This window comes from Arthrobacter sp. CJL-S3 (assembly GCF_056711635.1).
This window is the reverse complement of the sequence record NZ_CM160046.1, coordinates 3580982-3606983: the sequence shown is the minus strand read 5'-3', so window position 1 is coordinate 3606983 and position 26002 is coordinate 3580982. Positions and strand designations below refer to the sequence as shown.

26 protein-coding genes are annotated in these 26002 nt (G+C 68.0%); 11 read left to right on the top strand and 15 right to left on the bottom strand.

The window, feature by feature from the left end; all coding sequences use genetic code 11:
* Position 1: 1 nt before the first annotated feature.
* Positions 2-889 carry a 3-hydroxyacyl-CoA dehydrogenase family protein gene (locus AC06G6_RS16510; RefSeq protein ID WP_479823818.1) on the top strand — a complete coding sequence of 296 codons (888 nt, stop codon included), beginning with the start codon at positions 2-4 and terminating at the stop codon, positions 887-889.
* Between the two features lie 11 nt (positions 890-900).
* On the opposite strand, the gene AC06G6_RS16505 is transcribed toward AC06G6_RS16510, so the two are convergent.
* Together AC06G6_RS16505 and AC06G6_RS16500 are read right to left on the bottom strand one after the other, a co-directional pair.
* Complete coding sequence (locus tag AC06G6_RS16505; protein WP_479823816.1) at positions 901-1134, bottom strand: DUF6480 family protein; 234 nt, start codon at positions 1132-1134, stop codon at positions 901-903.
* A gap of 9 nt (positions 1135-1143) precedes the next feature.
* Entirely contained in the window at positions 1144-1602 is a 459-nt protein-coding gene (locus AC06G6_RS16500) for an SRPBCC family protein (RefSeq protein ID WP_479823814.1), read from the bottom strand.
* 42 nt (positions 1603-1644) lie between these two features.
* On the opposite strand from AC06G6_RS16500, the gene AC06G6_RS16495 reads away from it, so the two are divergent.
* Positions 1645-2265: a GNAT family N-acetyltransferase gene (locus tag AC06G6_RS16495; protein WP_479823812.1), complete on the top strand. Its 621-nt coding sequence runs from the start codon at positions 1645-1647 to the stop codon at positions 2263-2265.
* 28 nt (positions 2266-2293) lie between these two features.
* On the opposite strand, the gene AC06G6_RS16490 is transcribed toward AC06G6_RS16495, so the two are convergent.
* Positions 2294-3142 (bottom strand): SGNH/GDSL hydrolase family protein, encoded by an 849-nt coding sequence (locus tag AC06G6_RS16490; RefSeq protein ID WP_479823810.1) that lies wholly within the window; start codon positions 3140-3142, stop codon positions 2294-2296.
* Positions 3143-3420: 278 nt separating this feature from the next.
* Between AC06G6_RS16490 and AC06G6_RS16485 the strand changes: the two genes are divergently transcribed.
* Positions 3421-4101: a tyrosine-protein phosphatase gene (locus AC06G6_RS16485; protein ID WP_479823808.1), complete on the top strand. Its 681-nt coding sequence runs from the start codon at positions 3421-3423 to the stop codon at positions 4099-4101.
* Between the two features lie 13 nt (positions 4102-4114).
* Positions 4115-6727 (top strand): hypothetical protein, encoded by a 2613-nt coding sequence (locus AC06G6_RS16480; protein WP_479823806.1) that lies wholly within the window; start codon positions 4115-4117, stop codon positions 6725-6727.
* Between the two features lie 9 nt (positions 6728-6736).
* On the opposite strand, the gene AC06G6_RS16475 is transcribed toward AC06G6_RS16480, so the two are convergent.
* From AC06G6_RS16475 to AC06G6_RS16465, 3 genes are all read right to left on the bottom strand, one after another.
* Positions 6737-7945, bottom strand: coding sequence for a globin domain-containing protein (locus tag AC06G6_RS16475; protein ID WP_479823804.1), 1209 nt, complete (start codon positions 7943-7945; stop codon positions 6737-6739).
* Between the two features lie 253 nt (positions 7946-8198).
* Positions 8199-8918 (bottom strand): DUF4397 domain-containing protein, encoded by a 720-nt coding sequence (locus AC06G6_RS16470; protein WP_479823802.1) that lies wholly within the window; start codon positions 8916-8918, stop codon positions 8199-8201.
* Positions 8919-9069: 151 nt separating this feature from the next.
* Positions 9070-9486 (bottom strand): PaaI family thioesterase, encoded by a 417-nt coding sequence (locus AC06G6_RS16465; protein ID WP_479823800.1) that lies wholly within the window; start codon positions 9484-9486, stop codon positions 9070-9072.
* A gap of 162 nt (positions 9487-9648) precedes the next feature.
* On the opposite strand from AC06G6_RS16465, the gene paaZ reads away from it, so the two are divergent.
* Together paaZ and AC06G6_RS16455 are read left to right on the top strand one after the other, a co-directional pair.
* Positions 9649-11760, top strand: coding sequence for a phenylacetic acid degradation bifunctional protein PaaZ (gene paaZ / locus AC06G6_RS16460; RefSeq protein ID WP_479823798.1), 2112 nt, complete (start codon positions 9649-9651; stop codon positions 11758-11760).
* Between the two features lie 175 nt (positions 11761-11935).
* Positions 11936-12343: a VOC family protein gene (locus tag AC06G6_RS16455; RefSeq protein WP_479823796.1), complete on the top strand. Its 408-nt coding sequence runs from the start codon at positions 11936-11938 to the stop codon at positions 12341-12343.
* Between the two features lie 212 nt (positions 12344-12555).
* Here the strand turns inward: AC06G6_RS16455 and AC06G6_RS16450 are convergent, their stop codons facing one another.
* The 4 genes from AC06G6_RS16450 to AC06G6_RS16435 all read right to left on the bottom strand — a co-directional run bounded on the left by AC06G6_RS16450 (position 12556) and on the right by AC06G6_RS16435 (position 16087).
* Positions 12556-13413 carry a DUF427 domain-containing protein gene (locus AC06G6_RS16450; protein WP_479823794.1) on the bottom strand — a complete coding sequence of 286 codons (858 nt, stop codon included), beginning with the start codon at positions 13411-13413 and terminating at the stop codon, positions 12556-12558.
* Positions 13414-13523: 110 nt separating this feature from the next.
* Complete coding sequence (locus tag AC06G6_RS16445) at positions 13524-14129, bottom strand: TetR/AcrR family transcriptional regulator (RefSeq protein ID WP_479823792.1); 606 nt, start codon at positions 14127-14129, stop codon at positions 13524-13526.
* An 85-nt stretch (positions 14130-14214) separates the two neighbouring features.
* On the bottom strand, positions 14215-15543 hold the full coding sequence (gene paaK / locus AC06G6_RS16440; protein ID WP_479823790.1) for a phenylacetate--CoA ligase PaaK: 1329 nt from the start codon (positions 15541-15543) through the stop codon (positions 14215-14217).
* Between the two features lie 16 nt (positions 15544-15559).
* The gene (locus AC06G6_RS16435) at positions 15560-16087 is read right to left on the bottom strand and encodes a hotdog fold thioesterase (RefSeq protein ID WP_479823788.1); all 528 of its coding nucleotides are present in this window, start codon (positions 16085-16087) and stop codon (positions 15560-15562) included.
* Positions 16088-16339: 252 nt separating this feature from the next.
* On the opposite strand from AC06G6_RS16435, the gene pta reads away from it, so the two are divergent.
* Entirely contained in the window at positions 16340-18451 is a 2112-nt protein-coding gene (gene pta, locus AC06G6_RS16430) for a phosphate acetyltransferase (protein ID WP_479823786.1), read from the top strand.
* Here pta and AC06G6_RS16425 read toward each other — a convergent pair.
* Positions 18448-18744 (bottom strand): hypothetical protein, encoded by a 297-nt coding sequence (locus AC06G6_RS16425; RefSeq protein ID WP_479823784.1) that lies wholly within the window; start codon positions 18742-18744, stop codon positions 18448-18450. The genes pta and AC06G6_RS16425 overlap by 4 nt on opposite strands.
* Before the next feature lie 209 nt (positions 18745-18953).
* Here AC06G6_RS16425 and AC06G6_RS16420 point away from each other — a divergent pair, with 209 nt between their 5' ends.
* Complete coding sequence (locus AC06G6_RS16420; RefSeq protein ID WP_479823782.1) at positions 18954-20126, top strand: acetate kinase; 1173 nt, start codon at positions 18954-18956, stop codon at positions 20124-20126.
* A gap of 354 nt (positions 20127-20480) precedes the next feature.
* On the top strand, positions 20481-20849 hold the full coding sequence (locus AC06G6_RS16415) for a hypothetical protein (RefSeq protein WP_479823780.1): 369 nt from the start codon (positions 20481-20483) through the stop codon (positions 20847-20849).
* Here the strand turns inward: AC06G6_RS16415 and AC06G6_RS16410 are convergent.
* Positions 20811-21122: a hypothetical protein gene (locus AC06G6_RS16410; RefSeq protein ID WP_479823778.1), complete on the bottom strand. Its 312-nt coding sequence runs from the start codon at positions 21120-21122 to the stop codon at positions 20811-20813. The two genes, AC06G6_RS16415 and AC06G6_RS16410, sit on opposite strands and share 39 nt — an antisense overlap.
* A 295-nt stretch (positions 21123-21417) precedes the next feature.
* Here AC06G6_RS16410 and AC06G6_RS16405 point away from each other — a divergent pair, with 295 nt between their 5' ends.
* On the top strand, positions 21418-22083 hold the full coding sequence (locus tag AC06G6_RS16405) for an HAD family hydrolase (protein ID WP_479823776.1): 666 nt from the start codon (positions 21418-21420) through the stop codon (positions 22081-22083).
* A gap of 205 nt (positions 22084-22288) precedes the next feature.
* Positions 22289-22858, top strand: a complete 570-nt coding sequence (locus AC06G6_RS16400; RefSeq protein ID WP_479823774.1) for a GNAT family N-acetyltransferase — start codon at positions 22289-22291, stop codon at positions 22856-22858.
* Between the two features lie 428 nt (positions 22859-23286).
* Here AC06G6_RS16400 and AC06G6_RS16395 read toward each other — a convergent pair whose 3' ends face one another.
* The 3 genes from AC06G6_RS16395 to hpaD are packed head-to-tail and all read right to left on the bottom strand — an operon-like array spanning position 23287 to position 25966.
* Positions 23287-24108, bottom strand: a complete 822-nt coding sequence (locus tag AC06G6_RS16395) for an HpcH/HpaI aldolase family protein (protein ID WP_479823772.1) — start codon at positions 24106-24108, stop codon at positions 23287-23289.
* Positions 24093-24878, bottom strand: coding sequence for a 2-oxo-hept-4-ene-1,7-dioate hydratase (gene hpaH, locus AC06G6_RS16390; protein WP_479823770.1), 786 nt, complete (start codon positions 24876-24878; stop codon positions 24093-24095). Before hpaH ends, AC06G6_RS16395 begins: the two co-directional genes overlap by 16 nt.
* A gap of 2 nt (positions 24879-24880) precedes the next feature.
* The gene (gene hpaD / locus AC06G6_RS16385) at positions 24881-25966 is read right to left on the bottom strand and encodes a 3,4-dihydroxyphenylacetate 2,3-dioxygenase (protein ID WP_307461175.1); all 1086 of its coding nucleotides are present in this window, start codon (positions 25964-25966) and stop codon (positions 24881-24883) included.
* Between the last annotated feature and the right edge of the window lie 36 nt (positions 25967-26002).

Sequence of the window (26002 nt, the reverse complement as noted above, 5' to 3'; positions counted from 1 at the left end):
GATGAGCAACTCCGTACTTCCCGCGAACCTTCCCGCCGGCAGCCTCCCCAACTTTGTTGGAGTGCTGGGCGGCGGCCGGATGGGCGCCGGCATCGCGCACGCCTTCCTGATCAACGGCGCCAACGTCCTCGTCGTCGAGCGCGATGAGCAAGCGGCCGAGGCGGCCCGCGAGCGGGTGGAATCCGCCGCGGCCAAGAGCATCGAGCGCGGCGCCACCGACGCCAACCTCGACGAGATGGTCTCCCGGCTCGCGGTCACGGTCGACTACGACGACTTCAAGGACCGCCAGCTGGTCATCGAGGCCGTCCCGGAGGACTGGGACCTGAAGGTCGCCTCGCTGCGCGGGATCGAGGAACGGCTCGACGACGACGCCTACCTCGCCTCCAACACGTCCTCCATCTCGGTCAACGCGCTGGCCCGTGAGCTGCAGCGCCCGCAGAACTTCCTGGGCCTGCACTTTTTCAACCCGGTGCCGGCGTCCACCCTGATCGAGGTCGTCCTCGGCGAGCACACTTCCGAGCCGCTGGCCCAGGCGGCCCGCGGCTGGGTCGAGGTGCTGGGCAAGACCGCCGTCGTCGTCAATGATGCCCCCGGCTTCGCGTCCTCACGGCTGGGCGTCGCGATTGCGCTCGAGGCGATGCGCATGGTGGAGGAGGGTGTGGCGTCCGCCGAGGACATCGACAACGCCATGGTCCTGGGCTACAAGCACCCCACCGGACCCCTGCGGACCACGGACATCGTGGGCCTGGACGTCCGTCTCGGCATCGCCGAATACCTCGCCTCCACCCTGGGCGAGCGCTTCGCCCCGCCGCAGATCCTGCGCGACAAGGTGGCCCGCGGCGAACTCGGACGCAAGTCCGGCAAGGGCTTCTTCGACTGGACCGATTGAGTCCGGCGGGGTCAGTCGAGGATCCCGACGATGTAGCCGACAAAGAAGAGCAGCACGAACAGCACCACCACGGCGATCATGATGATCCAAAGGTATTGCGCGTAACCGCGGTCCTCGGGGATCCGCGGTCCCTGCGGTCCCACCGAGGTTCCTTCCCCCGGTGGTGTCTCACCGGGCGGAACGCCGCCGCCCGGCTCAAGGCCGGTGAGGTTGTTGTCAGCGGGGTCCGGATTCTGGGATGTCATGGTGTGCTCCTATTCCCCACCGCGCAGCTGCTGCGATGCCAGCGAGTCGAGGGTCTTCTTCATGCCGTCCATGGCGGGGCCGGCCAGGGAGCGGAACGCGGGCCGGACGAAGGGCTCGGCGACCTTGAGCAAGCCCTTGAGCTGGAACTCCGCCGTGTACTTCACCTCGGAGCCCGTCCCCGCCGGCGCCACGTCGATGGTGTCCACGGAGATGACTGATTTGTTCTCGCCGCGCAGCGTGATGCGGTTAGCCGTCAGCTCGGTCACCTCGTAGGTCAGCGCCTGGCGCTTGCCGCGGAACTCTGCCTCCGCGTGGTAGCGGTGCCCGACGGCGACCGGCCCCTCGGAGAGCTTGTCCACCACGGGGGTCCCGGGGTCCCACTCCGGGGTGTGCTCGAACGCTGACAGGTAGTCGAAGGCCCGGGCGGGCTCAAGGGCGGTATGGACGGTGCCGGTAACTGTGATCATGGCCCCAGCCTAACCAGAACCTCTGCCATCTAGGATGGTGCGGTGACTTCCTTGGACCGGCCCGCCATCGCCCCCATCACCCTGACCGGCAAATTCGTCGTCCTTGAGCCGCTGAGTCCGGACCACCACGACGGCCTCGTCGAGGCGGCCCGCGACGGCGAACTGTGGCGCCTCTGGTACACGTCCGTGCCCGGCCCGGAGCAGATGGCCGCGGAGATTGAGCGGCGGCTGGCCCTGCAGGACAGCGGCTCCATGCTGCCCTTCACGACGCGCCTGATGGACCCCGCGACCGGCGGACCGGGCCGCGTGATCGGCATGACGACCTACATGAACATCGACGCCGCCACGCCCCGGGTGGAGATCGGCTCGACCTGGAATGCGGCGTCCACGCACGGAAGCGGCAGCAACCCGGACTCCAAGTTGCTGCTGCTGCGGCACGCCTTCGAAACGCTGGGCTGCCCCGCCGTCGAGTTCCGGACGCACTGGCTCAACCACCAGTCCCGCGAGGCGATCGAGCGGCTGGGCGCCAAACAGGACGGTGTGCTCCGCAGCCACACCCGCAGCAGTGACGGCGCGCTGCGGGACACCGTGGTGTTTTCCATCCTGGAACACGAGTGGCCCATGGTCCGGAACGCCCTGGAGTCCAGGCTGGCCCGGCGGTAATAGCCCGGCCAGCCTGGACCAGCGTGCCTTAGCGAACCGAGTAGGCCCCGGCGGCGCTCATCGACGCGTAGTACGCCTTGTAGCCTTCATCGTTCGGGTGGAAGTTGTCGGGACTGCCCAGGTTGGCGTAGTCGAGGTTGATCCACGGGTCCAGTGTCGCCGAGTTGATGCCGTGGCCGGCGAAAACGGCCCTGACGTCAACGTACTCCGCACCGGTGGCCAGGGCGGCGCCGGCGATGGAGGCGTTCAGCCCGTCAGCGAGCTGTGTGGCCTGGGAGATGAACACGGACATCGGATCGGCCGTGTTGAGGGGTACCGGATCGTAGAGGTAGGGGTAGCCGGTCACGACAATCTCGGCGTTGGGCGCGGCGGCCTTCACGCTCTGGATCATCGAGGCCACCTCCGCGGCCAGCTGGCCGCTGCCGATCATGACCGCCGCGTCAGCGCTGGCTTTATCGCACGCTGCGGCCGCCGCTTCGGTGGGATTGACCATGACCGCGCCGCAGGCCGTGACGATAGCGCCGAACCCGAGGTTGTTGCCGCCGGCCGTGATGGTCACCAGCTCGGTGCTTTTGTTCAGCCGACCCAGCTGGGTGCTCACGACTTCCTGGGTGGTTTTGCCGCTGCAGGCCGCGTTCTTGACCAGCTTGACGGCCTTGGTGTCGGCCGCGAGCTCGGAATAGGTGTTATCACTGCGGTAACAGCTGTCCAGGTACGGTCCCGCGCCCTGTCCGGCGGCGTAGGAGTCGCCGAGCGCCACGTACGTCGTCTTGTCCACGGCCTGCGCCGGGACCGCCGCCAGTCCGGCCGCCATGGCCAGGGTGGCGAGACCGGCTCCCAAAGCCGTTCGCCGGCGTCGAAGTTTCAGAGTTCCCATGGTGTTTCCCCTCAGTAGCACGCTGGTTCAGCGCCCCGTGCCGTGATGAGGAGTCAGTCCCGGCGGCCGGCGAGCTGAAAAAAGAGCCCGGCGGCTACCGGGTTCACCGCCACCTTACTCGCGCGCCTGAACCCGGCACCATGCCCCAGGGCCCCGCCGGGGCGAACTTTCGGAGAATTCTGCCCGTGGATTGGCGCCGGCGCGTGTGCTTAGCTGTCAGCATGACGATTCCTGCCGTGCCCGGTGGCCCAGCTCGGGGGAGTGCGCGGCCCGGAGCCATGGACTGGGACGGGGCGGTCAACGCCTGGCACGTCGCCGGCAGCGTGTTCCGGATGGGACGCCGCGAGTGGCTCACCGACGCCGGGTGGCAGCAGGCGTACGACGGCGGCATCCGGACGGTGATCGACCTCCGCAACCCGGACGAGATCCGCCGACGCGAGACGGATCCCCGGGTCAGCGCCGGGACCCTGGCGGCGTTCGACGTCGTGCACGCCCCCACCGAGGACCCCGGCAACAGCGAATTCCGTGAGCTCTGCGTCCCGTACCTGAACGATCCGGCGTCGTACGCGGACAATGCCCGGATCTTCCCGGACAAGCTCGCCGGGGTCTTCAAAGCCGTGGCGCAGGCGCGCGGCGGCGTCGTGATCCACTGCTCGGCCGGCCGGGACCGCAGCGGGATGATCGCGGCGATGCTCCAGGACCTCGCCGGGGCCGGTGAGGACGCCATTGCCCGGGGCTACGAGCGGGCCGTGCGGGGCATCAACGAACACCACCGGGTGTCGGCGGTCCCGCATCCGCACGAGCGCTATCTGCCCGAGGAGGTCCTCGCGCCGCTGCTCGAAACACGGCGGGAAAGCCTGCTGCGGTTTGTGCGCCATGTGAGGACCGGGGAGTTCCTTCGCCACAATGGGGTAACGGACCCGGAGGTGTCTGCCATTCTGGCCAAATTGGGGCGCTAGAGTAACCCGGGTGATGACACCGAAGTTTCAGCTGACTGTGCGGGCGGTGGCGGCTGCCGCCCTCGCGCTCGCCGGCTCGTTCCACGCCCTGCCCGCGCTGGCCGAAGGTGGGGTACCGGAACCCGTTTCGACGGCGTCGCCGTCGGCGGCGGACTCCAGTGTGGCGGCGCCGGATGGGCCGACGACGGGTGGGCCGGTTCCTGCGACGGTGCCGGCAGCGGCCCCGAACATCAGCGACGCCGGGCTGGCCGAAGCCCTCCGGCGCGACCTCGGCATGACGCTTGAGGAGTTCAACGCCGCGGGCCAGCTGGGCCGGACCGCCGCCGACACCCTTCCGTCCCTGCAGGAGCTTCCCGGCTACCTGGGCATTAGCCTGCGGGACGGCAAAATTCTCGTCGAAGGCAGCGGCGCCGAACTGCAGGCCCGGGTGGATGAACTGAACGGGCCCGGAAGCGCGGCAGTGTTCGTCCTCGTCGCACCGGCTGTCGAGGCACCCACCACCGCGGCCGTTGACTCCTCGGCTGCTCCGGCGGATGAGCCCTCGGCCGTCCCGTCGGACGCCCCGGATGAGGCCTCGGACGCCCCGCCGGCCGCCTCCTCCACCGTTCCGTCGGCCGCCTCCTCCGCCGCCCCGTCGGCCGCCTCCTCCGCCGCCCCGTCGGCCGCCTCCTCCGCCGTTCCAACGCCTGCGGAGCTGCTCGCGTCCAGCACCGAGCAGCTGTTTCAGGCCTATGTCCGCGACGTCGGGCCGGCCGGACTGCAGGCCGTGGCCTACTCCGGGGGCAACTTCGTCATCCGCACCGGCGGCACGAACGCGGCCGAAGCCGGCCCGACGCAGGTCCCGGACCAGCAGACCGCCCCGGCAACCGCACCCGAGCAAACTGCCACGGCGTCCGAGCCCGCGGCCACTTCCGCAGTAGCCGGGAAGATTTCCCCGGCTGACTTCGTGGCCCGCTACGGCAACGTCCAGCTCGAGCTGGGCTCCCCGGTCACCACCGAAGCGGATGTTTTTGGCGGGGAGGGAATCGCCATAGACCGGCGGACCATCTGCTCGACGGGTTTTGGCGCGTTCAGCGCGACGGGACTTCCGGTGGTGCTGACGGCGGGGCACTGCGCCGAGGACGGCGCGGCACTGATCGCGGAGCTTGAGCCGCCGACCTCCGCCACGGCGGGCGGGTCGGCGCCCCGGGCGGGCATGCTCGCCCCGCTCGGCAGTTTCGGCTTCAGCCAGTTCGGCGGACCGCTGAACTCCTGGATCACCGGCACCGAAGACATTCCTGGCAACGTGGGCACCGACATCGCCGTCATCGAGGATCTCGACGGCCGCATCAACCTGCAGCCGGCCGCGACCACCTGGGCCGACGCCGCGAACCCGGGCGCCACCGCCGTGAAGATCATCGGAATGATGGCCCCGTTCGAGGGCCAGGAAGTGTGCCGCTCCGGACGGACCGCGGGTTGGTCCTGCGGCCAGGTGGAGGAAACCGGCATCTACGTGGTGGGCGGACGAACCACCGCATCCGCGGACCTCCGGGCCTTCCGCGGTTTCCTGTCCAGGAACGTCCAGTCCCGCGGGGGAGACTCCGGCGGACCCTGGATCAGCGGCAACTTCGCCGTCGGCACCCATTCGGCCGGCGAGACGTCCGGGGAGAACTTCGCCATCGCCACGAGCCTTGAGGACGCCCTCACCAAGTTCCCGACCCCCGTGCAGCTCCAGCTGTTCCTGAACAAGCCGGAGCTCGCGGCACCTGAAGACCTGACCGTTCTGGCTGGCCAGCCCATCACGGGCCGGGTCCCCGCGGCCCCGGCGTCGGCGGTTGCCGCCAACTCGCAGGTCCGCATCACCTTCGATGAGCCAGCTGACCAAGAAACGCTGGACGTGCCGGTCGACGCTGCCGGCAACTGGTCCTTCCCCGCACCGGGGAGCAACGGCAAGCTGAAATTCGCGGCGGAAACGGTGAACGGCTTCAGCCGCTCCGGCAAAGTTTCCCTGGCGGTCGAGATCACAGACCTGGACGCCCCGGAGATCACCACGCCGGCCGAGGGCGCGGCGCTGGAGAGCGTTACCCGCATCGACGGCACCGGAACCCCCGGGCTCACGGTGAAGCTCACCGGCGACATCACCGGTTCAGCAGTCGTTGCGGCGGACGGCCAATGGACCATCCCCGTCGAGGACACCGAACCCGGCCGGTTCAGCATCAGCGCCGTCCAGACCTCCCCGGGCAAGGTCGACAGCCCCTCGGTCAGCCGGACCTTCACCATTGAGGCTCCGGTCGTTGTGCCGGTGGAGCCCGTCGTGCCGGTGGAGCCTGTTGTGCCGGTCGAGCCCGTTGTGCCGGTGGAGCCTGTTGTGCCGGTCGAGCCCTTCGTGCCGACAGAACCTGTGGTCCCGGTCGAGCCAGTTGTGCCGGCCGGGATCGTTGTCCCGCCGGCGGCACCGGCGGCACCGGCAGCACCGGCGGCCCCGGCGGATCCTGCGGAGGCCGTGAACCCGGTCCTTCCGGCCGCCTCCGGCCAGCTGCCGGACACCGGCGCCGCTTCCCTGCTCCCGACGGCGGGACTTGCCGGCGGTGCGATCCTGCTGGGCGGCGTCCTCTTGGCCGCCACACGACGCCGGACGGCCCGCTAACGACGGCCGCTACTGGAAGTCGGCCAGCCAGAGGTCCGGGCCGAACACCTCGTACTGGATGTCCTTGGCCGGAACGCCGCCGGCCACCAGCGCGCTGCGGACGGACTTCAGGAACGGCAGGGGACCGCAGAGGTAGTACTCGGCGTCGTCGGGGAGGTCCACCGCTCCGACGTCCATAAAGCCGGAGAATTCGGATCCGGACGCCGTTCCGCCCACGGTGGTGTTCAGGAACCAGGTCTTCAGCGTCCCGTCCGGCAGGGCGGCCAGATCCTCCCGGACCTGCCCCCGGAGCGGGAAGGACTTCTCGCTGTCATCGGCGTGCAGCAGCATCACCTGGCGCTGGGAGCCGGACTTGACGAGGTGCGAGAGCATGCCGGCCATCGGGGTGATCCCGATCCCCGCGCTGGCCAGCACCAGGGGCCGGTCCGTGTACTCCATCACCACGTCGCCGAACGGTGCCGAGAGGACCACCTCGTCGCCCACCTGGACCTCGTTGTGCAGCAGGTTGGACATCTCGCCGTCGGGGGTCCCGAGTCCGTGGACCCGCTTCACCGCGAACTGGCGGTGCTGCCCGTCGTCGGCCTTCGTCAGGCTGTACTGCCTGGGCTGGTGGACGCCGTCGTGCATGCGCATCTTGATCGTGACGTACTGCCCCGGCAGGGACGGCTTGACCTCGCGCTCGTCGACCCGCTCGACGACGAACCGGACCACGTCGTCCGTCTCCTGGATCCGCTCGACCACCCGCCAGGTCCGCCAGATCGTGTCCGGGGTGAGGTGGACCGCGTTGTACAGCCCGCGTTCCTTGTTGATCAGCATGTTCGCCATCAGCCAGTAGACCTCGTCCCAGGCCGCGGCGACGTCGGGCGTTACGGCGTCGCCCAGCACATCCACGATGGCCCACATCAGGTGGTCGTGGACGACCTGGTACTGGTCCGGGCTCAGCCCCAGCGAGACGTGCTTGTGCGCGACGCGGGAGAGGAGGTGGTCCGGGATCTGGTCCACGTTGTCCACGAGCAGGCCGGCGAACGCCGCGATGGACCCGGCGAGGGCCTGCTGCTGGCGGCCGTCCGCCTGGTTCCCCCGGTTGAAGAGCCCGTCCAGGAGGTCCGGCCGCGCTTCGAACATGTGTTTGTAGAAGCGCTTGGCGATCTCCTCGATGTGCTCGCCGACGACGGGCAGCGTTGCCTTGATGACGGGAAGTGAGGTGTCTGAGAGCATGGTGGATCCCTTCCGGTGCGACCGGTTATACCCAGCGGTGTCGGGTGAATCAGCCCTTCCAAGCTAACAGTCCGGGTCCGGGGCCTTCCGGGTCCATCGGCCCTACAGTGACCGGCGGGATGGGTGTAGACACGACCAGCAGCGCACCCCTGCGGGATGCGCTGCTGGTCAGCTCGTCAGGGCCGGGCCGACGGCTCGGCGGTCATTATCGGCTCAAGGGCGCCATCAACGGCCATCAACGGCCATCAGCGGCTCAGCGGCGGTCGTGGCCGCGCCCTTTGGCCGAGTCGACCACCTGGACCGCCACGCCGAGCGTGTCGTCCTCAAGGCTGCCCCAGGCGTACACAATCGTGTTCTTGCCCTCCTCGACCGGAACATCCGCCGGGCCGATCAGGGCCTCGGTGGTGCCGGCGGCCGCAACCGACGCGGACACCGTTCCGGCCTCCAGCGTCAGCACCTCCTGCTCGGGGTTCTCCAGGTTCTCGATCACCGCGGTGTCGCCGGCAAGGACGTCGACGGCGGGCGCCGCGGCTACGTGCCGGACGGTCAGCTTGCCCTCGCCCTTGGGACTGGGCCGGGTGCTGTTCTTGAACAGGGTGGCGGTGGGGTCCCCGTCGGCATCCAGGTGCGCGACGGCGGTGTAGTTCCGGCCCTCCTTGAGGTAGACCTTGACCGGGCCGATCACCGGGTTGTCGGCGCTGGTGGCGTCGGAGGCCGTGATCGCGATCTTGTAGCTGCCGCCGTTGAGCTCCAGCGGACCCGCGAGATCGCCGGGCTCGAAGTCGTCCAGGGTGAGCTTGCCGTCCACCCACACATCCACGGTCAGGCCAGGGACGCCGTGCAGGACGGACAGGAGGGCATCGTCGCTGTGGTGCCTGCCGCCGTCGTCCTTCCCGCCGGCCTGGGCGGGGGCGGCGAAGGCGAGTGCCGCCACCATGGACACGGCCCCGGCGGCATAAACGGTTTTGCGCATTTCAAACTCCTCGTTGAGTTGCCCGGATCCGGGCGGTGATTTGCTTACACCGTTACTACCGGCCGGGGGCGCTGTTTGGATGCAGCCGGCGGGATTTTGCTTTTGCATCCCGGCCCCAGCCCCCTCAGCCCGGTCCGCCGCCGTCGCCCGGTCAGCCCTTGCGGTCCAGCAGCAGGTTCGTGATGCGCAGCGTGCAGAGCCGTTCGCCCGCGGCGTTGCTGATCAGCACCTCGTGGGTGGTGAGAGTGCCGCCGAGGTGGATCGGGGTCGCGGTGATGGTGATGAGCCCCTCGCGGGCGGACTTGTGGTGGGTGGCGGAGACGTCCACGCCGACGGCGGTCTTGCCCAGGGTGCTGGCGTGGATGACCGCGGCCCAGGAGCCCACCGCCTCCCCGACCGCCAGCGAGGCGCCGCCATGCAGCAGCCCGAAGGACTGCCGGTTGCCCTCCACCGGCATGGTGGCGACGACCCGTTCGACCGATTCCTCAACGATCTTGACGCCCATTTTCTCGTCGAGCTCGCCGAGGGTGATCTTCCACAGCTCGGTACTGCGGGGCTCGAGCGTCATAGCGTCTCCTCTGTGGCCGGAAATCCAGGGGTCCCGGCGGGTCAGTGCCGCCGCAGCTAGTGTGCGGCAGGCCTCATTCATGTACTGTAGACATATTACCGAACGGACGGTCAGTAATGCTGGCCGTGTTGATCTTGCCCCTGTTGGAAGGACCCGTCAACGATGACCACCACTGCAACTGCTCCGGAACCCACAGTAGACACTGTCGAGATCGTTCCCAGCTTCATCAGGGATTCCTGGTGGACCCCCGCCGCCGGCTCCGCGGCCGGCGCCGCCTCCGTCCTGGACGCGAGCACGGGTGAACTCCTCGCCAAGGTGAGTACCGAGGGACTCGACCTCGCCGCCGTCGTGGATTACGGACGCACCACCGGCCAGGCGGAACTCGGCAAACTGACCTTCCACCAGCGCGCGCTCAAGCTCAAGGAGCTCGCGCAGTACCTGAACGGCCGCCGCGAGGAGTTCTACGCGCTCTCCGCCCAGACCGGCGCCACCAAGATCGACTCGATGGTCGACATCGACGGCGGCATCGGCGTGCTCTTCACCTTCGGCTCCAAGGGCCGGCGCGAACTGCCCAACTCCCAGGTGATCGTGGACGGGCCCATGGAGGTGCTGTCCAAGGACGGTTCCTTCGCCGGCGAGCACATCTACACCCGCATCCCCGGCGTCGCCGTGCAGATCAACGCCTTCAACTTCCCGGTCTGGGGCATGCTCGAGAAGCTGGCCCCCGCGTTCATCGCCGGCGTGCCCACGATCGTCAAGCCCGCCACCCCCACCGGCTACGTCACCGCCGCCGTGGTCCGGGCAATGATCGAATCCGGCATCCTGCCCAAGGGGTCCCTGCAGCTGATTTCCGGCTCGGTCCGCACCATGCTGGACCACCTCGACTACCGCGACATCGTGGCCTTCACCGGCTCCGCGTCGACCGCCAACACGCTCAAGTCCCACGTCAACGTGGTCAAGGGCGGGGTCCGCTTTACCTCGGAAACCGACTCCCTGAACGCCTCGATCCTGGGCCCGGACGCCGTCAAGGGCACCCCGGAATTCGACGCCTTCATCAAGTCCCTCGTCACCGAGATGACCGCCAAGGCCGGCCAGAAGTGCACCTCGATCCGCCGGGCCATCGTGCCGCAGGAACTCGTGCAGGACGTCATCACCGCCGTCGGGGAGCGGATCCAGCAGCGCGTGGTCCTCGGTGACCCGCGCGCCGAGGGCGTCAACATGGGCGCTCTGGCGTCCCTGGAGCAGCTCGCCGATGTGCGTGCAGCCGTCCAGTCCATGCTCGACGCCGGCGGCGAACTCGCGTACGGCACGCTCGATTCGCCGAAGGTCACCAGCGCGGACGGCACGGTCGGCGTCGTCGACGACGGCGCGTTTATGTCCCCGGTGCTGCTGAGCTGGGCCGATCCGGAGGCCGACGAGGTCCACTCGCTCGAAGCCTTCGGCCCGGTCTCCTCGGTGATCGGCTACACGGACCTGGCCGACGCCGTCCGCCTCGCCGCCCGCGGTGGCGGCTCGCTCGTCGCCTCGGTCTGCACCAACGACCCCGACGTCGCCCGCGAACTCGTCACCGGCATCGCCGCCCACCACGGCCGCGTGCACATGCTCAACCGCGAGGACGCCCGCAGCTCCACCGGCCACGGCTCGCCGGTCCCGCACCTGGTCCACGGCGGCCCGGGCCGCGCCGGCGGCGGCGAGGAGCTCGGCGGCATCCGCTCCGTGCTGCACCACATGCAGCGCACCGCCATCCAGGGCTCACCGAACATGCTGACCGCGGTCACCGGAGTCTGGCACACTGGCGCCGACCGCAACTTCACGCTCGAGACCGAGGGCCAGCACCCGTTCCGGAAGCACCTGAGCACCCTGCACATCGGGGACGCGATCCGCTCCGAGCTGCGCGAAGTGACCTTGGACGAGATCACGAAGTTCGCCAACACCACCGGCGACACCTTCTACGCCCACACCAACCAGGAGGCCGCCGAGGCGAACCCGTTCTTCCCGGGCATCGTCGCGCACGGCTACCTGCTGCTGGCCTGGGGCGCCGGGCTGTTCGTGGAGCCCGCACCGGGCCCCGTGCTGGCCAACTACGGCCTGGAGAGCCTGCGCTTCATCACTCCGGTGGCCGCGGGCGACTCCATCCGGGTCACCCTGACCGCGAAGAAGATCACCCCGCGGGAGACCGACGAATACGGCGAGGTGGCCTGGGACGCCGTCCTGACCAACCAGAACGACGAGATCGTGGCCACCTACGACGTCCTCACCCTCGTGGAGAAATAACCACCCCCGACGCTCCCGCACGTGTGGCGGTTCCGGTGCCGACGCTCCCGCCGAGGTGAGATTACGCGCCCATTGTCCGCTTGGACATGGGCGCGAAGTCTCACCTCGGCGCGTAGATTGGCAGGCTCTTTCGGGCCCGCTCCGGCGTAAAATTTTCAACGTAGGAGGTGGCGAAATGACCCTAGTTTTGAACAAAGCCACAACAGTCCTGCCGGTCGATGATCTAGAGCGCGCCCACCGCTTCTATGCGGAAACCCTGGGCCTCCCGCTCCGCGGCAAGGCAGACGACGGAAGCGAACTATATGGCAGCGAAGGCGGCCCCGGGCTGCAGTTGATGCCCGTCAGGGACGGAAAGCATTCCGAGCACACGGCCCTGAGCTTTGAAGTCTCCGAGATCGAGCGGACCGTCCAGGAGATGGAAGCCAAGGGCGTCCAGTTCCAGGACTATGACCTGCCGGATCTCAAGACAGAGAACCACATCTGTACAACAGATTCCGAGAAGTGCGCCTGGTTCATGGACACCGAGCACAACATCCTCTGCGTCCACGAGAACCTCACCTCACCGGTGGATTACCAGCTCTAACCGGCCCTGAATTCTGAGGAAGGCACTCTGCGGAATAGCGCCCCAAGGAATAGCGCCCCGGCCCGCGCCGGGGCGCTTTTCCGTGCTGCGGGGAGTTCCGGGCTGCCGTCCGGGGGCACATTGACCCGGATCCACCGGGAAAAAGGCCGAAATCCGCGCTGCGGCCGTCAAAGCGCCCCCGGACCGCTCAAGCCGGACGCGCGCCGCAGCCGTCAGGGTGTCCCCGGACCGCTGGGGCGGGACCACGGCGTCACCGGGCGCGGCTGGAGCACGCCGTCGACCGTCAGGTCCACCCGCTCGTTGTAGAAGCTGATGAGCCCGTGGATCTGGGCGGCGTCGAGGTACCTCCGGTCGTAGCTCCACGCGAGGTTCCTGCCCTCGGCGGAAACCGGGTAGCTCCAGTAGCTCGCCTGGCCCTTGTACGGGCAGACCGTCCGCTTTGGACTCTCCTCCAGCAGGTCCAGCCGCACATCCGCCGGCGGCATGTAGTAGCGCACCGGCAGAAGCGTCTCGTAGAGCAACTGCGCGCTGTTCGTGCTGGCCAGCGTCACGCCGTCGAGCGCAACCTGGACGTCCACGGACGACGCGCGGATGTCCACGCGGTGGAACGGATCACGGGGGTGGCCGATGATCTCCTCGTCGTCCTCGAGCCAGTCGAAGGCCTTGAAATCCAGGATGACGTAGCCGGCCAGGTCGGGGTCCTCGGGGCGGAAGGCGGCCCGGGGAGCCGTCGCCGTTGCCGTCACGACGTCGAGCTCCCCGCCGGCGGTGGTGTGCTTGCCAAACGATGTGGAGGGGTCGAGCGACGTCGGGGCAGCGCCTTTCCGGATGGCGACGGGGTGTTCCTCGACCGACGCCGCCGGAAGGGCCGGTGACGTGAGCTCCGCCAGCATTTCCTGCTCCGGCACGGCGTAGATGGGGGTGATCCGCCGCGGTTCCCAGATCAGGTAGGCCTGCACGGTGTCGACGACGGCGGTCCCGTCGAGGCTCGCGCGGACCCTTTTGCCTGTGGGTTCGTACCGCAGCTCGGGGAAGGCGCCCAGGAGCACCGTGGATAGTCTCGTGGCCATTCCCCCAGCGTGGCCCCGGCGCCGGACGCCGTCAATGGGGACCGGACTTCACCAGTGTGGTGGCCGTGAGTTGGGCGGAGGTGTCGCCGGGCCCTCTGCCAGCCCCTGGACTACTGCGGGACGTGGAGGCCGTGGAAGGCCATGGTGATGACGTCGTCGGCCAGCTTCTCGGGGGAGAGGGAGCCGCCGGGTTTGTACCACTCGACGATGGAGTTGATCGTGCCGAAGAGCAGCCGGGTGACGGTGCGGGGATCGATGTCCTGGCGGAGGGATCCCTCGTCGCGGGCGGCGGAAATCAGGGCCGCGACCTTGTGGTCGAAGGTGCGCCGGCGTTCCATGGCGTCGCGTTCGATCTCGGTGTTGCCGCGCAGGCGCAGCAGCAGGGTGACAAACGGAAGCCGCTCCACCAGCACCGAGATGGTCTCGCGCAGGACGAACTCCAGCCGGGCCTCGGCGGAGCCGGTCTGGGCCTGCGGCTGGTCCAGGATGGCTTCGAGACCACCCAGGGCGTGGTCCAGCGCGAGCTTCAGGAGGTCGCCCTTGGACGGCACGTGGTGGTAGATGGCGGACTTCGAGATGCCCAGGTTTTCAGCGAGGATGCCCATGGACGTGGCGTCGTAGCCGTGGCGGTTGAAGACGTCCACAGCGATCACCAGTACCGACTGCTGGTCATAACCGGGGCGGCCGCGTTTGGTGTTGGTTGCTGTTGTGGGCATAGTCGCTAGTTTCTCACGATCAGGAGATCAGTCAGCCCGCCGGGGCGGTCCGGGTGGGCCGGCCGGCGGGCTGGACTTCATGTGGTCAGGCCTTGGGACGCATGTCGTAGATCCGGCGGAGCTTGCCGCTGGACCGCTCCAGGGAGCCGGGCTCGACGACGTCGACGGCGCAGGAGGAGCCGACGTGGATCTTGATCTGCTGCTGCAGGACCTTGGCGGCGGCCGCGGCGCTCTCGATCGTGACGGACTCGCGGCGTTCAATCTTGACGGTCATCTGGTCCATCCGGTGGCCCTCAGGCCTGGTGAGCACGAGCTGGAAGTGCGCGCTGAGCTCCGGGACGCGCAGGGCGATCTCCTCGATCTGCGAGGGGAACAAGTTCACGCCGCGCAGGATGATCATGTCGTCGCTGCGGCCGGTGATGCGGCCCATGCGGCGGTGCGCCGGGCGGGCCGTGCCGGGCAGCAGGCGGGTGAGGTCCTTGGTGCGGTACCGGATGATCGGCAGCGCTTCCTTGGTGAGCGAGGTGAAGACCAGCTCGCCGTGTTCGCCGTCGCCCAGCACCACGGAGGGGTCGAAGGCGTCGATGATTTCGGGGCGGAAGTGGTCCTCCCAGATGTGGCTGCCGTCCTGGGTTTCCACGGCCTCGCCGGCAACGCCCGGGCCCATGACCTCGGAGAGCCCGTAGATGTCGCAGGCCTTGATGTTCATGGTCACTTCGAGCTCGCGGCGCATTTCCTCGGTCCACGGCTCGGCACCTAGCACGGCGTACTTGAGCGAGGTGGAGGCCGGGTCGATGCCCTGCTTCATCATCGCGTCGGCGATGGTCAGCAGGTAGGTCGGGGTGGCCAGGATCGCGTCGGGCTTGAAGTCCTGGATGAGGGTGATTTGGCGTTCGGTCTGGCCGCCCGAGATCGGGATGACCGTGCAGCCGAGGGCCTCGGCGCCGGCGTGGGCGCCCATGCCGCCGGTGAACAGGCCGTAGCCGTAGGCGTTGTGGACCTTCATGCCGGGCCGGACGCCGGAGGCGCGCAGCGAGCGTGCGACGAGCTTGGCCCAGTCGGCGAGGTCCTTCTTGGTGTAGCCGACGACGGTGGCGCGGCCGGTGGTGCCGGAGCTCGCGTGGATGCGGGCCACCTCGTGCTGCGGGACGGCGAACATGCCGAAGGGGTACTCCAGGCGGAGGTCTTCCTTGGTGGTGAAGGGGAACTTGCCCAGGTCGGAGAGCTCGTGGAGGTCCGTGGGGTGGACGCCGGCCTCGTCGAACTTGCGCTTGTACAGGGGCACACGGTCGTAGGCGTAGGCCACGGTGTGCTGCAGGCGGCTCAGCTGCAAGGCCTCGAGCTCGTCGCGGGAGATGGTTTCTTCGCGGTCCAGGACAGCATCACTGGTGGGTGCGACAGTTTCTTGGGTCATCTGGGGTTCCCTGTTTCTATTTCTTGGAGATGGTGCGGCTGCGGCCGCGGAACTCGGCGACGAGTTCGCCCGGGAGGATGTCGGTGGGGAGTTCGCCCGGAACCGTGGCGGCATGCGCCGTGGCGGCGGGGGAGGGCGCTGTGTCCGCTGCGGTGCCCGCGACCGGATCGGCGGCGTAGATCTGGATGTCGTAGAGGCCGCTGCGTCCGGTGCTGGCGCGGCGGTTGGCGACGGCGGTCAGCACCTGGCCGCGGAACGCCGGCTTGAGGAAGTTGATATCGACGCCGGACGCCACGGTGATGTTGCCTTCGTCCGCAGGGTCCGGGTTGGCCGGGTTGCAGGCCAGCGCAAAGGCGGTGTCGCCGAAGGCGAAGATCATTCCGCCGTGGGCCATGCCAAAGCCGTTCAGCATTTCCTGCCGGAGCGGCATGCGGATCGTTGCATGTCCGTCGTCCAGCGCCACTACTTCGATGCCCATCCACTCCGACGCGTAGTCGTCTTTAAGGATGGGGTGGGTGTCACCGGAAACCGTCAGTCCAGCCATGCGTCATTGCCTCCAGCTTTATTTACCGAATGTTCATTAGGTAATCCCATTATGGCCTCCTCTGTCAAGAGCTGGCGGGCATATGAAGCCCTCGGCGGACACGGCGAATGGTGCGGAAACGGGCCGGAAAGCGGCCGAAAACCGAACGGGAACCAAGCGGAACTCGCCCGAAGCGCCACCCGGCCCCCGGCTCCCGGCCAGAGAAAGTAGGCTGGGAGGGAAGCAGCACCACTTCACAGCAAAGGGCGAACCATGGCCAAAGGCATCTACGTCAGCGCGACCACCCCGGGCTCCGGGAAGTCGCTCATAGCCCTCGGGCTGGCGGACACCCTGCACCGGCACGCGGACCGGATCGGCTTCTTCAAACCCGTGGTCAACGGCCACGACGTCACCTCGGACCCGATGGTGGCGCTGATGAAGGCCCGGTTCGACCTCGACGACGAACGCTGCCGCGGCGGGCTCACCTTCCCCGAGGTCCGCAGCCTCCTCGCCGAGGGCAAACGCGAGGAGATCGACTCCCGTTGCGTGGAGATCTTCGCCGAGATGGCCCGGCACTGCGACGTGGTGATCGTCGAGGGCACCGACCTGACCGGCCAGGACGCCGCCGTCGAGTTCGACCTCAACGCCCGGCTGGCGAACAACCTCGCCGCCCCGGTCGTCGCCGTCGTCGGTGCCAAGGGCCGCACCGTCGCGGAGACGGTCGACGCCGTCGAGGTGGCCCGCAAGGAGCTCGTCGCCGAGCGGTGCACACTGCTGGCCATCATGGTCAACCGCGCCGATCCGGAGGACCTGGAGGCCATCGCCGCCGCGGTCCGCCCGGGCGCCTCCGGCCGTCCCGTGTACGTCCTGCCCGAGCTGGAGGAGATCGCCCGGCCCACCACCGGCGAGGTCGCGGCCGCCATGGGGGTCGGCCAGGTGGCCGGCCTCGCGGACCTGGAACGCGACGTCCGCTCGGTCAAGGTGGCGGCCATGAGCGTGGCCAACTTCCTGCACGTGCTCGACGACGGCGCGCTGGTGATCGTCCCCGGTGACCGCGCCGACGTGCTCGTCGCCTGCCTGGCGTCCTCGTTCTCGCCGGAGTTCCCGGTGCCCTCGGCCCTGATCCTCACCGGCGGCCTGGCCCCGGACCCCACCATCTACTCACTGCTGGCGCAGGCCCCGTTCCCGATCTTCGCCGCCCCGGACGACACCTATGTGACCGCGAAGCGCGTCTCCGAGGTGCGCAGCGAGATCTGGTCCGGGCACCGCCGCAAGGTCGCCTCCGCCCTGGGCCTCTGGGCCCGCCGGGTCGACGAGGCGGAGCTGCTGGAGCGCCTGCACCTGCCGCGGCTGGAGCGGATGACGCCGCTGCGCTTCCTGCACGACCTGATCGAGCGGGCCCGCTCCGAGCGCCGCCACATCGTGCTGCCGGAAGGCACGGATGTCCGCATCCTGCGTGCCGCGGAAATCCTGCACCGCCGCGACGTCTGCGAGCTGACCGTGCTGGGCCGCGAATCCGATGTCCGCGAGCTCGCCTCCACCCAGGGCATTGACCTCTCCGGCATCCACATCATCGATCCCGCCACCTCGGAGCTGCGCCAGGGGTTCGCGGAGAAGTACGCGGAGCTGCGCGCGCACAAGGGCGTGGACCTGGCCAAGGCCCTCGAGGTCATGCTGGACGGGAGCTACTTCGGCACCATGATGGTCCAGCTCGGGGTGGTGGACGGGATGGTCTCCGGCGCCGCGCACACCACCGCGCACACCATCCGGCCGGCGCTGGAATTCGTCAAAACGCGCGACGGCGTCAAGATCGTCTCGTCCGTGTTCCTGATGCTGATGCCGGACCGGGTGCTGGTCTACGGCGACTGCGCGGTGAACCCGGAGCCCAACGTGCAGCAGCTCGCGGACATCGCGGTGGCCTCGGCGGAAACCGCGGCCCAGTTCGGCGTGGAGCCGCGGGTGGCCATGCTGTCCTACTCCACCGGCGGATCGGGCGCCGGGGAGGCCGTGGACGCGGTCCGCCAGGCCACCGAGCTGGTGCGCGAACGCCGTCCGGACCTCGCCGTGGAAGGGCCGATCCAGTACGACGCCGCCGTCGACGCCGCCATCGCCGAATCGAAGATGCCGGGCTCGTCCGTGGCCGGGCAGGCGACTGTTTTCATCTTCCCGGACCTCAACACCGGCAACAACACGTACAAGGCGGTCCAGCAGTCCTCCGGGGCGGTCGCCGTCGGGCCCGTGCTGCAGGGCCTGCGCAAGCCGGTCAACGACCTCTCGCGCGGCTGCACCGTGGAGGACATCGTCAACACGGTGGCCATCACCGCTATCCAGGCGCAGTCCGCGGAGCCCGCCGCCGAGCCGGCGCCCGCGGCCGCCCATGCCTAGTCGGTGTTTTCCGGCTCCGCCGTGCTGTCGGGATCTTTTTGGCTGGCGGCCTCATTGGCCAGGCCCGACGGCGTGAGGTCCAGGTCCTCCAGGTTCTTCGGGGCTTCTGGGGCTTCTCCGGTCTCGGCGGCCTTGAGCTCCCCGGTGTCATCCAGGGCGGGGTTCGCGCCCTCGACGCCGGTGGGATCCTGCTTGCCGGAACCGCTCTCCGGCCCCGTGCCGTCCGGCTTGGTGCTGGCCGGCTCGGTGCCCTCGGGCTGCGTGCTGTCTTGCTGCGTTGCGTCGTCGGTCATGGAAGTCCCTTCGTGAGTGGTCCAGTTGCTCCGCCGACTCTAGGCGCCCGCCGCGGCTTACGCAACGAATCGGCGCGCCCGCCGCTCCGGCAAAAGATAGTCCGGCAATTTATAGTGGGTCCCACGGAGCGCTCCGCCAGGCTCTTCCGTGTTGCCCGTCCCGGCGCGCCCGCAGGGGTCAGCGCAGCAGCCAAGGCGTAGGAGGCCCCATGCTCGTGCTCGTTATCAACTCAGGCTCGTCCTCGCTCAAGTACCAGGTCCGCGACGTCGAGGCCGGCAGTGTGCTCGCCGAAGGGCTCGTCGAGAAGATCGGCATGGGCACCGGCGGTGAGGGCGACGGCGAGATCGAGGGCCCCCGCGACCACGCCGAGGCGCTGGAACAGGTGGACGCCGAGATCCACGCGGCCCTGGGCGACCGGGAGCTCGACGCCGTCGGGCACCGGGTGGTGCACGGCGGGGAGCGCTTCGCCGAGCCGGTCCTGATCAACAACGAGATCACCCGCGCCATCGAGCGGCTCAACCCGCTGGCGCCGCTGCACAACCCGGCGAACGTGCTCGGGATCCGCGCGATCTCCAAGAAGTGGCCGGACATGCCGCAGGTCGCCGTGTTCGACACCGCCTTCCACCGCACCCTGCCCGAGCATGCCTGGCGCTACGCGGTGCCCGAGGAGCTCTACGCCAACCACGGGATCCGCCGCTACGGCTTCCACGGCACCTCGCACGAATACGTCGCGCACCGGGCGGCCGCGCTGCTGGATGTCCCGCTGGAGGAGTTCGACGCCGTCATCGCCCACCTCGGCAACGGCGCCTCGGTCACCGCAATCCGCGGCGGCCAGTCCGTGGACACCTCGATGGGCTTCACCCCGCTGGAGGGCCTGGTGATGGGCACCCGCTCCGGCGACCTGGACCCGTCCATCCTCGTCTTCCTCGGCCGCGCCGGCTGGTCCCCGGAAGACCTCGACGCCATGCTCAACCGCCAGTCCGGGCTCAAAGGCCTGGCCGGCAACAACGACATGCGCTCCGTGGTGGAGGCTTCGGAAGCCGGCGACGCCCGGGCGGCCATGGCGCTCGCCGTCGCCTCCTACCGGCTCGCTAAGTATATCGGCGGCTACCACGTGGCCGTCGGCGGGGCGAAGGCCCTGGTCTTCACGGCCGGGATCGGAGAGAACTCGCACCAGTTCCGCGCCCTGGTGGCGGAGCGGCTGGGCGCCCTGGGTGTGCTGCTCGACGACGGCCTGAACCGCGAACGCTCCAAGGAACCCCGCGTGATCTCCACCCCGTCCTCGGCCATCCCGGTGCTCGTGGTCCCCACCGACGAGGAGCGGGCGATCGCCGAGGCCACCGCCGCCGTCGTCGCCCACCCCACATCAGTTGCTCCTTAACCGCCCTTTTGGTGGCTCATAACGGCACTTACGGAGCAGTCGATGGAGACCCCCTTCATCGGTTGCTCCGTAACCGCCCTTTTCGGGGCTCATAACGGCACCTACGGAGCAGTCGATGGACACCCCCTTCATCGGTTGCTCCGTAACTGCCCTTTTCGGAGCTCAAAAGGGCACCTACGGAGCAGCCGACTGCGCGGTTCATCCGGTTGGAAGACGCCAGGCTGTCCGCTCAACGATGGTGAATCCTAATTTCCTAAGGTTGCTGATGCTGGGTGATCCTGGAGCTGCGGTGGCCGCGGCCAAGGAGACGCCCAGGTCTGTCGCGAGTAGGAGCCGGTAAGCCAGGAGCGCGGTTTGAGCCCCAGTGCCTCGGGCTTCCGGAAGCGTGGAAGCGCCGCCGAGTACCGCGACCGTGGCGTGAAGGGACATCGCTGCTGCGGCGAGAAGAAGCTGATCGTTGCGCGAAGCGATGAAACCACGAATGGCCGGGTGAGCGTGCTCGGTCCGGATCAAAGCCCTTACTTCGCTCGACGCCGGGTAGCCCTCGCCAAGAAGATCCAGGAAGAGTGCCACCTCATCCTGGGTCACGACTTCACGTATCCGCCACGGCTCAGCGGCCGTTCGGTTCCGGCTGAGATCAGCGCTCAAGTGCCGGAAGGCGATTGGTCGCACGGGTGCCGGTTCTTAACCCTCGCCTCGAAACCAGTCGATGAGGTTCTGTGACGGGAGAGTTGCGACGAAGGTTATCCGGCATGGATTCGGGAATCTCTTGATGATGTCGGGCAGGGCCGTGGCCGAATGATCGTTTATGCCTTCGATGGTGTTGAGGAAGTCGTATTGATCTCCAGTTGCCACGCTTGCCCGCAAGCCGCCGTCGCCGAACGATTCAAACCTGCCCGGAAACCTCGCGTCTGCCGCCGCATTAAGCGAAAGTTTCTTGCGAGCGAATACAGCCAGTTCCGCAGCCTCAACAGACTCTTCCAGGGAATTTGGCATGTCCGAAGCCTAGCCCTCGAATGATTTCGCGACGGAAATCCTTCGGACCCCTAGCCGGCCGCAAACGAAAAGTACCCCGCTCTGCATTTTCATCCCCGAGTACTGTGCAGAAGGCGGCACGATGAGCTGGTGACTTCCGGTGACGAGCGCTCTTTGTGGGCTATATGGAAAGGAATCCGGTCGACCGGCGGATCCTTCAGGTTGCGCCGGGTCTGGCCACCGCTGATCGTCCAGCCTTGCCTACGGTCAGCGTTTAGGACGGCAACGCGCTGCCTCGAGCACGTAGTGTGAGGGAATGCTGCTGCTCGTGGACTTGGACAACACCTTGGTCGACAGGGCGTCCGCGTTCAATCTCTGGGCCAATGACTTTGTGCGGTCGCTTGGAGGATCCGATTCGGAGGCCGGATGGCTTATTGAGGCGGACCGTGACGGTTACGAACCGCGGGAATCCCTGGCCCGCGCCATCAAAGAACGGTTCGGCACTGACCTGAGCATCAATGCCCTCGTTGAGACACTCCTCTACGACCATGTAGGCCTGATGACCATGGACCCTGCGACGACGGGCGCTCTCCGGAGGGCCCGCAACTCCGGCTGGCGCATTGGTGTCGTCACCAACGGGACAACGGCGCAGCAGACCCTCAAGATCCAAACCGTCGGGCTGGGGCCGCATGTGGATGCCGTCGTCATTTCCGAGGCAGAACGGATAAAGAAGCCGGACCCGGCAATATTCCATAACGCCGCGGAACGCCTCGGCGTCGGGTTTGCCGGGGGCTGGATGATTGGTGATCACCCGACTGCGGACATCGCCGGTGGCCGCGCGGCCGGACTGAAGACGGGTTGGGTCTCCCGCGGCAAAGAATGGCCCGGTGAGATGGCTGCCCCGGACCTCTCCGCGGGCACCGTCGCAGAGGTTATCGACGCTGTCATTCTCCGGAGGTTCGCCTCATCCGTTGCTCCGTAACCGCCCTTTGGCGGCTCATAACGGCACCTGTGGAGCAATCGATGGGACGCCCATTCATCCGTTGCTCCGTAACCGCCCTTTTCGGGGCTCATAACGGCACCTGCGGAGCAGTCGATGGGGCGCCCTCTCATCGGTTGCTCCGTAGCCGCCCTTTTCGGGGCTCAAAAGGGCACCTGTGGAGCAATCGATGGGTAGCGTTGGGGGCATGACGGAACCCAAGCCCCTCCCGCTGCCGATCCGAACCAAACGGCTGGTGCTGCGCCGCTTCGTGGCCGGCGATCTGGACGCGTACCACGCCTACCATTCGCTGCCCGAGACCGCCCGGTTCCTGCCCGGGGAGGCGAAGAGCTACACCAAGTCCATGGAGTCCGTGGGCAAGTACGCCAACTTCATCTTCGAGAAGGAGGGTGACTGGATCTGCCTGGCCATCGAGGCCGCGGATTCGCCGGGCCTGCTCGGCGAGGTCGTGCTGAAGTGGATGCCGGGCTGCGGCCAGGCCGAGATCGGCTGGAGCCTCGCCCCGGAAGCCCGTGGGAAGGGCATTGCTACCGAGGCCGCCGAAGCCCTGCTGAAACTCGGCTTTGAGGTACTGCACTTCCACCGGATCGACGCGAAGCTCGATGCCCTGAACACGGCGTCGGCGGCGCTGTGCGAACGCCTCGGCATGCGGCGGGAATCCACCCAGGTCGACAAGTGGCACTACAAGGGTCAGTGGGCCACCGAAGTCGTCTACGCCATCCTCGACCACGAATGGAAGTCCCGGCACCCCGCGTAGGGCGCTGCCGGGCACACCGAGTTGACGCGAATGGCCGTTGCGCCCCGCGCTGGGCCAACTATCTGACACGAATGGCCGCTAAACGGGCGCGTATAGCGACCACTTGTGACGAATCGATGAAGACCGCGGCCCGCCCGGCCATCCATCTGACACGAATGGTCGCTACTGTCGGCGCCCGGCCACCTATCTGACACGAATGGTCGCTACCGGAGGCGCCCGGCCACCTATCTGACACGAATGGTCGCTACCGGAGGCGCCCGGCCACCTATCTGACACGAATGGCCGCTAAACGGGCGGGTATAGCGACCACTTGTGACGAACTGATGAAGAGCGCCGCCCCCAGGCACCCATCTGACACGAATGGCCGCGACCGCTAGAACCCAAGGGTCCCATAGCGGCCACTTGCGTCAGATTGCTGCAGGAACAAGTCAGTAGCTGGCGGGGGTGTCGCCGCCGTCGGGCCGGATAAACGCGGCGGCGAGTGCCTCGGAGCCGCGGGCCAGAAGCGCCACATCAGCGCCCACCAGGACAAACGAGGCCCCGGAGGCCAGGTAGTGGTGCGCGGTGGCGGGGTTGAAGGCGTTCACCCCGGCAGGTTTGCCGGCCGCTGCGGCGGCGGCCAGGCAGTGCTCGACGGCGGCACGCACCTCGGGATGTTCCTGCTGGCCCAGCAGCCCCATGGAAGCGGCGAGGTCGGAGGGCCCCAGGAAGATGCCGTCCACGCCGTCGACCGCGAGGATGTTCTCCACGACGGCGACCGCCGCCGTGGACTCGATCTGCACGGTGACGCTAATCGTCTCGGAGGCGCGGGCGAGGTAGTCGGGGACCCGGTTCCAGCGTGCCGCGCGCGCCAGGGCGGACCCGACGCCGCGGACCCCGTGCGGCGGGTACCGGGTGGCGGCCACGGCGGCCTCCGCCTCGGCTGCCGAGTTCACCATCGGGATCAGCAGGTTCTGGACACCCAGGTCCAGGTACTGCTTGATCACCACGGTGTCGTTCACCGGCGGCCGCACCAAAACATGGACCGGGTAGCCGTTGACGGCCTGCAGCTGGGCGAGGATGGATTCGAGCCCGTTGGGGCTGTGTTCGGCGTCGACCAGCAGCCAGTCCAGGCCGGAGCCGGCGCAGAGCTCAGCCACCAGGGGGCTGCCGGAACAGACCCACATCCCGGCCAGCGGCCGGCCGGCAGCGCCGGTTTGGGCGGCCAGGGCGTCCCGGAAGGTAAGGAAGGGTTCTACTCGAAGCGGCATGTGACAACCCCCAGGGGTCCGTAGTCGGCATGGACGGTATCACCCTTATAGGCCCACATCGGCCGGGTGAAGGAGCCGGCGAGGATGATGTCCCCGGCCTTCATGCCGTCCCCGTGGGCGGCGATCTTGTTGGCCAGCCAGTGCACGCCGTTGGCGGGGTGGTCCAGGACGCCGGCGGCGACACCGGTTTCCTCCACGGTCTGGTTCTTGTAGAGGATGGCCGAGACCCAGCGCAGGTCCACGGCATCCGGCCGGACCGGGTTCCCGCCGACCACCATGGCCCCCATCGCGGCGTTGTCCGAGATGGTGTCCACGATGGTCCGGCCCTCCATCTCGATCCGGGAATCGAGGATCTCCAGGGCCGGAATGACGTAGTCCGTGGCGTTCAGGACATCGAAGATCGTGCAGCCGGGGCCGGCGAGGTCCTTCTTCAGCACGAACGCCAGCTCCACCTCCACCCGGGGATGGCTGTACTGGTCCCAGGCCACGGAGCAGCCCGTCTCCAGCACCATGTCATCGAAGATGGCGCCGTAGTCGGGTTCGGTGATGCCGGTGGCGGCCTGCATGGCCTTGGAGGTGAGGCCGATCTTGCGGCCCACCAGCTTCCGCCCCGCGTCCTCGTTCCGGCGCCGCCACAGCTGCTGGACGGCGTAGGAGTCCTCGACCGTCATCCCCGGATAACGCGCGGTCAGCAGCGGGACCGGAGTCCGGGTCCGGCCGGCCTCCAGCAGCTCATCGGCGATGGCCTCAATCGTCTGGGCATCCAGCATGGCTACAGCTGCGCCCCGAGCTTGAACCCGGTCCGGTCGCCGTCGGGGGAGCCGTCCTTGCGGGTGTAGGAGAACCCGTCCGCGCCCACGGTCACGGCCATCTCGCTCTTTTCCTCACGCACGACGACGGGCTGCGGGTTCCCGTCGAGGTCCAGGACCAGGGAGGCCTCGGTGTACCAGGACGGTACGACGGGGTTGCCCCACCAGTCGCGGCGCTGGTTGTCGTGGACGTCCCAGGTGATGACCGGGTTGTCCGGGTCGCCGGTGTAGTAGTCCTGGGTGTAGATCTCGATGCGGTGGCCGTCCGGGTCGAGGATGTAAAGGTAGAAGGCGTTGGACACGCCGTGGCGTCCCGGGCCGCGCTCGATCCGGTCCGAGATCCGCAGCGCGCCCATCTTGTCGCAGATCTGGATGATGTTGTGCTTCTCGTGGGTGGCGAACGCGACGTGGTGCATGCGCGGGCCGTTCCCGCCGGTCAGGGCGGTGTCGTGCACGGTCTGCTTGCGGTGCATCCAGACCGCGTACGTGACGCCGTCGGAATCCTGGATGTCCTCCGAGACCCGGAAGCCGAGGTCCTCGAGGTACTTCCGCCCGCGCGGGACGTCCGGGGTGACCTGGTTGAAGTGGTCCAGCCGGACGAGTTCGCCGGCGGAGTACAGGTCATAGCGCTGGGTGAGGCGTTCGACGTGCTCCACGTCATAGAAGAACTCGTAGGGGAATCCCAGCGGGTCCTCGACGCGGACGGAGTCGCCGATGCCCTTGGTGAAACCGCCCTTGCGGCGTTCCGTGCGGCAGCCGAGTTCCTTGTAGTAGGCCTCGGCGGCGTCGACCTCGGCGGGGGACTTCACCCGGTACGCGAACGCGGCGACGGCGGCGATGGGTCCCTTGCGCAGCACCAGGTTGTGGTGGATGAACTCCTCCAGGGAGCGCAGGTAGATGTTGTTCTCGTCCTCCTCGGTCACGTGCAGGCCGAGCAGGTCCACGTAGAACTCGCGGGACTTGGCCAGGTCGGTAACCACAATCTCCATGTAGGCGCAGCGGACAATATCCGGGGCGGGGACCGAGGGCTTGGGGATGATGTTGCTCATGGTGTTCTCTCTTCGTCGAGGAGGGGCAGTGGTTAA